The organism is Mesorhizobium sp. M7A.F.Ca.US.007.01.2.1, assembly GCF_003998165.1.
In the GTDB taxonomy this organism is placed as follows: Bacteria; Pseudomonadota; Alphaproteobacteria; order Rhizobiales; family Rhizobiaceae; genus Mesorhizobium; species Mesorhizobium ciceri.
The window spans coordinates 1-9,338 of record NZ_RZQP01000232.1 but is presented as its reverse complement, the minus strand read 5'-3'; the positions used below and the strand labels follow the sequence as shown (position 1 = coordinate 9,338).

Sequence of the window (9,338 nt, the reverse complement as noted above, 5' to 3'; positions counted from 1 at the left end):
TTCCAGCACATAGGCGTGCAGCTTCGTGTGGTCCGCGGCAATTTCCGGATAGGGATTTTCGCGCACCAGCTTCTCGAACCAGGAGAGATCGCGCACCATGATGCGCGAATGGAACCCCCATTTCGTCTCGAAGGCTGCTTCGAGCAGGTTCGCCAGTGCCGCCGCGTCGCCTTTCTTCGCCCGGAACACGGCATTGCCGCTCTGCACGTAGGTGGCGACGTCGGAAAAGCCGAGGCCCTCGAAGAACGACCGCAGCTCCGCCATCTTGACGATGCGGTTGCCGCCGACATTGATGCCGGAAAACAGCGCGACGAAGATTTTTCCCGGATCAACCATTCGATCGCTCATATGATGAACCCGGCCAGTGTCTCGTTGTCGGTGATGTCCTGATACTGAACGCCCTCGGCCTCGAACTTCGCCTTGAGCAGATCGAAATTGCGACGGTCCCTGGTTTCGATGCCGATCAGCACCGAACCAAAATTGCGCGCCGATTTCTTCAGATATTCGAAACGGGCGATGTCGTCGTCGGGTCCGAGCAGTTCGAGGAAATCGCGCAGCGCGCCCGGCCGCTGCGGAAAACGGATGATGAAGTATTTCTTCAGACCCTCGAAGCGCAACGCCCGTTCCTTGACGTCCGGCAGCCGCTCGAAATCGAAATTGCCGCCCGAAACCACGGCAACGATCGTCTTGCCCCTGATCTCCTTCTTGGAGAAATCCTTGAGCGCATCGATCGCCAGCGCGCCGGCCGGCTCCAGCACGACGCCTTCGACGTTGAGCATCTCGATCATGGTGGCGCAGAGCCTGTTTTCCGGGATCAGCCGCACCGTGTCGGCCGGAAAATCCTTGAGATGACGCAACGGCTCGCGGCCGATCTCGGCCACCGCGGCGCCATCGACGAAATTGTCGACCTTGGCGAGCTTGAGCCGTTTCCCCGCTGCGAGGCTCTCGCGCAGGCTCGGCGCGCCTGCCGGTTCGCAGAAGACGAAGTGTGCTTCCCTGCCCTGATCGGCGAAATAGTGGGTGACGCCCGCGGCAAGTCCGCCACCGCCGACCGGCAGCATGACGATATCGGGCATGCGGGCGCCCGGCATCTGGTCCGCGATCTCGTAGGCGACGGTTGCCTGGCCCTCGATGATGTCCTTGTGATCGAAAGGCGGCACCATATGGGCGCCGGAACTGTCGGTGAATTCCAGGGCAGCGCGATAGCAATCGTCGAAGAAATCGCCGACCAGTCTGATCTCGATGAAATCGCCGCCGAACAGCCTGGTCTTGTCGATCTTCTGCTGCGGCGTCGTCACCGGCATGAACACGACGCCTCGCCTGCCGAAATGGCGGCAGACGAAAGCAAAGCCCTGCGCGTGGTTGCCGGCGGACGCGCAGACGAACAGTTCGGCCTCGTTGCCGGCCGCCAGTGTCTTGCGGAAGAAATTGAAGGCGCCGCGGATCTTGTAGGAGCGGACCGGCGACAGATCCTCGCGCTTCAACAGCACCCGCGCACCGGTCTTTTTCGACAGATAGTCGTTTTCCTGTAGCGGCGTTTCAGGGAAGATCTGGCGGATCGCGGCGGCAGCGGCAGCAACGCGGGAAGAGAAACTGTTCATCGGAAACCACCCCTGGGGAAAATCACCTTGCGTTGCATGCTGTCCGCGGATCTCTATCATTAATCGGGTCGCGAACGTTCGGTTGTTGAGCGCCATGACCAGGTGCGGCGCGAGCCCGCCTATCACATATCCGGCTCCCCAGCGCCATCGTCCATCATTTACGTCCTTCCGGGCGGAAATTTTGCGAAATATTTTCAGCTACTTGCGGGTGCATTCTCATGCCCCCTCGCATCGGGCGGTATGAAATCGCTATCTCCGCGGGGATTGGAGGGCCAGCGGCGACGCCGCTCATTGCGCACATCACGCAGGCGTTTCCCGCCATTTTGGCTTTCGCGCAACACTGCGATGGCCGCAGCGGGGCGCCGATCACATTTCGACTCGACAGGACTTAGTTCTGCCGCACTCTGCCTGTCCGGGAGGTATCGTGAGGATAGACAGGCCTTTCGGCCGGAGTTGGAAATTCAGGCGTGCCTTTGAAGAAGATTTTTACCGTTGTCCTGGCCTTGTTCGTCGCCGGCTGCGCCGGCCAGCAAACACAGGAATTGCTTGGCAGCGCCATGGTGTCCGCGCCGGTGACGGAGATCGCCGGCAACCACTCGATCTTCATCGCCACGACGCGCAAGAAATCCGACGATCCCAACAAGGTTTTCGACGGCGAACGGTCGGCGACGCTGAACTATGCCCGCGTCAACGTCACCGTTCCGGGGCTTCACAAGACCGGCCAGATCGAGCGCCGCTCGCGCGGCAAGTCGGACGACCCGGCCAAGTATTTCATGGCTTCCGAGGTCGTCGGCTACGACACGCAGCCGAAATTCTCCAGCGCGCTCAACGCCGACATCGCGGCGCGCGGCGGCCGCGTCATGGTCTTCGTGCATGGCTACAACACCGGCTTCGATGCCGCCGTCTATCGCCTGACCCAGATCGTCCATGATTCCGGCTATCCCGGCACGCCAGTGCTGTTTTCCTGGGCATCGGGCGCCAGGACCACCGACTATGTCTACGACAAGGAAAGCGCCAGCGCTGCCCGCGACCAGTTGGAGGTGACGCTCAGGATGCTGGAGCAGTCCGGCGCGCGGCGCATCGACATCGTCGCACATTCGCTCGGAACCTGGGTCACCATGGAAACGCTGCGCCAGATGGCCATCACCGGCGATCGCGATCTCGGCGGCAAGCTCGGCGACGTGGTGCTGGCCTCGCCCGACATCGATGTCGACGTGTTCAAGAGCCAGATGCGGCGCTATGGCAAGCCCGACAAGCCGTTCATCCTGCTGTTATCGGACGACGACCGTGCGCTGCGGCTCTCCGGCCTGATCGCCGGTTCACGGCCGCGTGTCGGCGACTACAAGGATGCCGCCGATCTTGCCTCCTATGGCGTGACGGTCGTCGACCTGTCCAAGGTCAAGGGATCGGACAGCTTCAACCATACGAAATTCGCCGACAATCCGACGCTGGTGAAGATGATCGGCCAGCGGCTGCGCGAGGATGACGGCTTTGCCAGCGACCGTGATGTCACCGACCGCATCAGCCTGCTTGGCCAATAGGTGCGGTCTCGCGGCGATGCCTGCCCGGCATCGCGGACGTATGGATTCACTTTGAACTGGACCGCGCCGGTCTCTGGCCTTATCGGAATAGCCAGCGACGTCACGCGTTTGACGTCCCCTTTTGCGGGAGCCTGCGTGTGACCGTGCGTTCGAAGAGCTACCTCGTCGTTGCATCGGCGCTCGCTGTCACCGGCTGCGCTGGCGGGAAAACGCACGACCTGCTCAACAGGACGACGGTCTCGGTGCCCGCATCCGACATCGCGGCCACGCATGAAATCTTCGTCGCCACCACCCGCCAGAGGGCAACAAAAGAGCCGCGACAGGTTTACGACGGCGATCGCTCGCTGACCACCAGCTTTGCCCGTGTCGACGTCACCGTTCCCAAAAGCCATCAGGTCGGCGCCATCGAGCGGGCCAAGGGATCGGCAAACAGCAATCCTGCCAAGGATTTTACCGCCAAGGACGTCACTTTCTATGAAGGCGCGCCCCAGTTCGCCAAAGCGGTCGGCGCCGACATTTCCATGCGCGGCGACCGTGCGCTGGTTTTCGTGCACGGCTTCAACAACGGTTTTGACGACGGCATCTACCGGCTGACGCAGATCGCCCACGACACCAAATATCCCGGCACCCCGGTGCTGTTCTCCTGGGCTTCGAGCGGCAAGACCACGGGTTACATCTACGACAAGGAAAGCGCCAACGCAGCGCGCGACGACCTCGAGGCGACGCTCAGGATGCTGGCCAAGACAAAGGTCAAGAGCATCGACATCATCGCCCATTCGATGGGAACCTGGGTGACCATGGAGACGCTGCGCCAGCTTGCCATCACCGGCGACCGGGATCTCGGCGGCAAACTGGGCTACGTCATCCTGGCCTCGCCCGACATCGATGTCGACGTCTTCAAGAAGCAGATGATCCGCTACGGCAAACCCGACAAGCCGTTCGCCATCCTGCTCTCTGCGGATGACCGGGCTCTCAAGCTCTCGTCCCTGATCTCGGGCGACAAGCCGCGCGTCGGCGACTACGGCAACGCTGCAGACCTCGCCAGCTATGGCGTGTCGGTGGTCGATCTTTCCCAGGCCAAGGGCGGCGACCGCCTCAACCACGCCAAATTCGCCGACAACCCGATGCTGGTGCAACTGCTCGGCGACCGGCTGCGGGCGCCGGCGGGCCTCGCCTCGGACGAACCCGACCCGACACAGCTCAACAATCTCGGCCAGGGCCTCGGCAAGGCCGTCGGCTCGGTCGCCGAGATCGTCATCACCACGCCGTTCAAGGTGCTGACCATCGCCACCGGCGGGTGAGCCAGCGGGCGGCATTGGCCCTAGGATTGTTGAGATTCGGGTCAGGCCGAGCAGAAAGTGGTGGTTTTCGAGAACCGGAGCGGAGCGTACTTAAGTACGTGAGCACCGGAAGCGCAGAAAATCGCTACTTACAGGTCGGCATGGCCTGAATATCAACAATCCTAGACGAACAGATCGACCTTCTGGAATGTCGTCACATCGATCAGGCCGACATCGGAGATCCTGAGCTCCGGAATGACGACCAGCGCCAGCAGCGAGTGCTGCATGTAGGCGTTGTTCAATGAACAGCCCATCTTGCGCATCGCCTCGGTGAGCTTCTCGGCCTTGGCGGCGACGATTTCCGCCCGTTCGTCCGACATCAGGCCTGCGATCGGCATTTCGACCAGCGCCAGTTCCTTGCCCTTGGAGAACAGCACGACGCCGCCACCGACCGCGCCCAGACGGTTTACCGCCAGCGCCATGTCCTGCTTGTTGGTGCCGACGCAGATGATGTGGTGGGCGTCATGCGCCACGCTGGACGCCATGGCGCAGTCGCCCATATAGCCGAAGCCCGAAACGAAGGCGTTGCTGACGCCGCCCGTGCCCCTGTGACGCTCGACCAGCGCGATCTGGCAGATGTCGTTGCGGCGGTCCATTGCGACCAGCCCGTCCTCGACCGGCAGATCGGCCTCCAGCGCGCGCGTCGGCGCCTGGTTCTCGATGACGCCGATGACACGCACCCGAACCTCGTTGGCGCCCTTGGGGGCGGCGATATCGAAGTCGTCGCCCTTCAACTTCTTGCCGAGCTTGACGGTGTTCTTCGCCGTCCGGGGGTAATCATAGGCCGGAATGTCGATTTCGAGCTTGCCGCCCTTGGCCACCCTGACGCCGCGTGCATAGACCTCGTCGATGGTCATTGCGGCGAGATCCGAGACGATCAGCAGGTCGGCCAGCCGGCCCGGCGCGATCGAGCCGATCTCGCGCTCCAGTTTGAAATGCTGGGCGGTATTGAGCGTCGCCATCTGGATCGCCGTCACCGGCTTCAATCCCTGTTGGATGGCGTGGCGCACCACGCGGTCCATATGGCCCTCTTGGACCAGCGTGCCGGAATGGCTGTCGTCGGTGCACAGGATGAAGTTGCGCGGGTCGATTCCGCCCTCCGTCACCGCCTTGATCTGCGAGGCGACGTCGTACCAGGCCGAGCCCAGCCGCAGCATCGCCTTCATGCCCTGGCGCACGCGGGCGATAGCGTCCTCGGCGCGCGTGCCCTCATGGTCGTCCTCGGGGCCGCCGGCGACGTAGCCGTGGAACGGCAGGCCGAGATCGCGCGAGGCATAGTGGCCGCCGACCGTCTTGCCCGCCTTGACCGTCGCCGCGATCTCGCCCGACATGACCGGATCATTGGCGACGACGCCGGGGAAATTCATCACTTCGCCCAGGCCGATAATGTTCTCCCAGGTCATCGCTTCCGCGACATCGGCGACCGTCAGCTCGGCGCCGGCATGTTCCAGCCCCGGCGCCGAAGGCACGCAGGACGGCATCTGGACATGCACGTTGATGGGCATGGCGACCGCTTCGTCATGCATCAGCCGCACGCCGGGCAGACCCAGAACATTGGCGATCTCGTGCGGGTCGATGAACATCGAGGTGGTGCCGTGCGGAATGACGGCCCGGCAGAACTCGGTCACCGTCACCATGCCGCTCTCGACATGCATATGCGCGTCGCAGAGGCCGGGCACCAGATAACGCCCGCCGGCATCGACCACCTTGGTGCCCTGGCCGATTGCATGGCTGGCATTGGGCCCGCAATAGGCAAAGCGCCCGCCGGCAATGGCGATGTCGGTGCCGGCGATGATCTCGCCCGAATGAACGTTCACCCAGCGGCCGTTGCGCACGACCAGGTCAGCGGGTTTGCGCCCCACGGCGACATCGACCAGATGTGTCGCCATCTCGGTCCACGGTCTGGGTTTTGCGGGCGTTGCTTTCGTCATTGGCGATTCCTCGGTTGCCGCCAGTCTCGCAAATGTCGGCGGGCGCCGCCAGAGCCGTCGGTCCGACATACCGCGTCAGGGCGAGCTTGTTGACTAATCCGGCTGGAAGGCGATGCTGACCGCGAACCGAACCATATGAGGGAAGACATGACCCGTTTTTGGAAAGCGTTCGCCATCGTTATCTTGTTCGCAGCGTCGACCACTTCTGCCGTGGCCGAGGAGCGTTGGCAGACCTTGCCGGAACCAGCGGCCATGCCCAAACCCGATCAGAGCGGATACGCGCCGGTGAACGGCATCCAGATGTACTACGCCGTTTTCGGCGCGGGCGATCCGGTGCTGCTCATCCATGGCGGCCTCGGCCACGGCGACATCTGGGCCAGCCAGGTGGCCACGCTTTCCAAGACGCACAAGGTAATCGTCGCCGACAGCCGTGGCCACGGCCGCTCCACCCGCACCGAGCAGCCCTATGGCTACGACTTGATGGCATCGGACTATCTGGCGCTGCTCGACCACCTGAAGATCGACAAGACCGCGCTTGTCGGCTGGAGCGATGGCGGCATCATCGGTATCGACATCGCACTGCATCATCCGGAGCGGCTGACAAGGCTGTTCGCGCAAGCCGCCAACGTAACCACCGACGGCCTTGATCCGGGCGTGATGACCAACAAGACCTTTGCCGCCTACATCGACCGCTCCGGCCGCGACTACAAGAAGATGTCGAAAACACCGGACCAGTATGACGCCTTCGTGGCGCAGATGAGCCACATGTGGGAGAGCGAGCCGGCGTGGAGCAAGGAACAGCTTGCCGAGATAACCACGCCGACGGCGATCGTTGCCGGCGACCACGATGAGGCGATCAAGCGCGAACACACCGACTATATCGCCTCCGCCATCCCAGGTGCGAAGCTGATCATCCTGCCCAACGCCAGTCATTTCGCCATGCTGCAAGCGCCGGATGAATATAGCCAGGCTGTGCTGGACTTCATCGATGCCAAATAGAGGATTCTGTACGGCGACAGGGGGATTGCGATTGCGGCGAATGCGGTTATCCTTCTGACGAGGATCTTTCTGAACCGTCATTTCGGGGAGTTCGATGCGTCGATTGATGGTCGCTAGTGCCGGTTTCCTTGCCGTTCTGGCCGTGCCGGCTTTTGCAGCCGACCCGGCGGTCGACGTGCCGATGACCGCGCCCGGATTCGACTGGACGGGCTATTACGCTGGTCTGCAGGCCGGCTATGGCTGGGGCCAATCCGATGTATCGGTGACAGAAGGTGCGCCATTTTCCATCGCGCCCGACATTGACGGCGGTTTTGTCGGCGGCCACGTCGCCGGCCTGTGGCAATTCGACCAGGCGGTGCTCGGCGCCGAGGCGGACCTCAACTATTCCTCGGTCGGCGGCACGACGGTATCGGCGCTGGGAAGCACATTCGGCACCGACATCAAGTGGTTCGGGTCGGTCAACGCCAAGGCGGGTTACGCCATGGACCGCCTGCTGGTCTACGGCATTGGCGGCGTCGCCTTTGCCGGCATCGAAACATCGCAAGTCGCGGGTCCGGCGTTCGACAGCACGCGCACGAATGTCGGCTGGACCGTGGGTGCCGGCGTCGACTACGCGCTGACCGACAAGTTCGTCGTCGGCGCGCAGTATCGCTACTATGATTTCGGCTCCGAGCACTACGAGGTGGCAGAACCCTTTAACGATCGCGATCAGAACGTGAAGCTGAATACGGTCGGGATCAATTTGAGCTACAAGTTCTGACCAGGCCCACAATCGCGACGCTGCCGGCCCAGGCGACCACTTGAGGGGCTCTCTTCATGGAAGGGTGGCCGACGCTCCCAGTGGGCGGGGGGAATGGGTTGGGCCTGAGAGGCGCCGGCCTTGGCGGATCAAATCCACCACACAGGCATCCTACCACTACCCGCCGCGCCGATAATTCCGTGATCGCGCCAGTATCATCAAGCCGCCCGGTCTGTTTGCACGTTCGGCGAACGCTCAACAACACGACTTGACGGCCTGTGTCTGGCGTCTGAAAAGGGCTGGCCTGCGGACGTGGCGGAATTGGTAGACGCAAGGGACTTAAAATCCCTCGATCTCTGATCGTACGGGTTCGATTCCCGTCGTCCGCACCACCCTTCGCTCTTCGAGCTTCGGGTGGCAGGCCACCTGAAGCTCGGCAGGTTCGTACTTCATCCGTTCAGGCGCACCAATTCACCGGCTACCGCTTTGTTGGCATCTCTACGCCTCGAACACTTTCTCAGTGAACCATTCCGCCAACCTGGCAAGCTCCGGCCCCAGCACGCGATCGGCGCCGACAGGCGGCACGATAGCTCTGATTTGATCGACGAAGGAACGCAGTGCCGGCGGCGGCGTCCGTTCGGTGACGTGCAGCGCCTGCGAGGCGATCATTGCCAGCATCGCCATGGCGGCATCGACGCAGCGGCCGGCGGTCGCTTCCTTGGCCCATGCGAAGAACGCCGTCGTGGCGACGTCGTCCTGCCCCGCGCCAGCCGATTCCGTGCCCGGAATGAAGGTGCGCTGTGCGGCCAGCTTGGCCTGCTCGAGATAGCCGGTGATCGCCATCGGCACATAGCCGACATTGCCATGGCCATCGCTGTCGGCTGAGTGACGTCCGGTCATCAGCAGATCCGGCAGCAGCGACACCTTGCCGTTCAGAAGCTTCGAGGCGTGGCGGTCGCAGAGCAGGCAGATGTCGGCCCATATCGCCGCCAGATCGTCCAGCGCCGGCGTTGCCATCGCATTGTGATAGCCGCCGGTCGAGATGCAGCGGCCGAGCCGATCTGCATCGTCGGGCGGGATGTAGACGGGATTGTCCGATATCGAGGCCAGCGACACATTGGCCGCCCGCTCGGCCGTCGCCAGCGCACGATGCGCCTGGCCGAGGACGCGCGGCACGATGCGGTAGC

Annotated in this window: 8 protein-coding genes and 1 tRNA gene; 5 read left to right on the top strand and 4 right to left on the bottom strand. The window is 62.9% G+C overall.

Features of this window, described 5'->3' with window-relative positions:
- Both EN949_RS28755 and ilvA read right to left on the bottom strand, forming a co-directional pair.
- Window positions 1–336 (bottom strand): DUF1697 domain-containing protein (locus tag EN949_RS28755; RefSeq protein ID WP_127371857.1); only part of this gene is annotated, 336 nt, incomplete at its 3' end.
- 8 nt (window positions 337–344) lie between these two features.
- On the bottom strand, window positions 345–1,601 hold the full coding sequence (ilvA, locus tag EN949_RS28750) for a threonine ammonia-lyase IlvA (protein WP_063168104.1): 1,257 nt from the start codon (window positions 1,599–1,601) through the stop codon (window positions 345–347).
- A 467-nt stretch (window positions 1,602–2,068) separates the two neighbouring features.
- Here ilvA and EN949_RS28745 point away from each other — a divergent pair, with 467 nt between their 5' ends.
- Both EN949_RS28745 and EN949_RS28740 read left to right on the top strand, forming a co-directional pair.
- Window positions 2,069–3,142: an alpha/beta hydrolase gene (locus EN949_RS28745; protein ID WP_013531324.1), complete on the top strand. Its 1,074-nt coding sequence runs from the start codon at window positions 2,069–2,071 to the stop codon at window positions 3,140–3,142.
- 137 nt (window positions 3,143–3,279) lie between these two features.
- A complete protein-coding gene (locus EN949_RS28740) occupies window positions 3,280–4,443 on the top strand; it encodes an alpha/beta hydrolase (RefSeq protein ID WP_063168105.1) in 1,164 nt (387 codons plus the stop codon).
- Window positions 4,444–4,604: 161 nt separating this feature from the next.
- Here EN949_RS28740 and ade read toward each other — a convergent pair whose 3' ends face one another.
- Window positions 4,605–6,413 carry an adenine deaminase gene (gene ade / locus EN949_RS28735; protein ID WP_063168106.1) on the bottom strand — a complete coding sequence of 603 codons (1,809 nt, stop codon included), beginning with the start codon at window positions 6,411–6,413 and terminating at the stop codon, window positions 4,605–4,607.
- Window positions 6,414–6,560: 147 nt separating this feature from the next.
- Between ade and EN949_RS28730 the strand changes: the two genes are divergently transcribed.
- The 3 genes from EN949_RS28730 to EN949_RS28720 all read left to right on the top strand — a co-directional run bounded on the left by EN949_RS28730 (window position 6,561) and on the right by EN949_RS28720 (window position 8,543).
- Window positions 6,561–7,412: an alpha/beta fold hydrolase gene (locus EN949_RS28730; protein ID WP_063168107.1), complete on the top strand. Its 852-nt coding sequence runs from the start codon at window positions 6,561–6,563 to the stop codon at window positions 7,410–7,412.
- A 94-nt stretch (window positions 7,413–7,506) separates the two neighbouring features.
- Window positions 7,507–8,172, top strand: a complete 666-nt coding sequence (locus tag EN949_RS28725; RefSeq protein ID WP_027160415.1) for an outer membrane protein — start codon at window positions 7,507–7,509, stop codon at window positions 8,170–8,172.
- 285 nt (window positions 8,173–8,457) lie between these two features.
- Window positions 8,458–8,543, top strand: a tRNA-Leu gene (locus EN949_RS28720).
- Window positions 8,544–8,649: 106 nt separating this feature from the next.
- On the opposite strand, the gene EN949_RS28715 is transcribed toward EN949_RS28720, so the two are convergent.
- On the bottom strand, window positions 8,650–9,338 hold a 689-nt coding region (locus tag EN949_RS28715; protein ID WP_164782567.1), incomplete at its 5' end, for an aromatic amino acid lyase.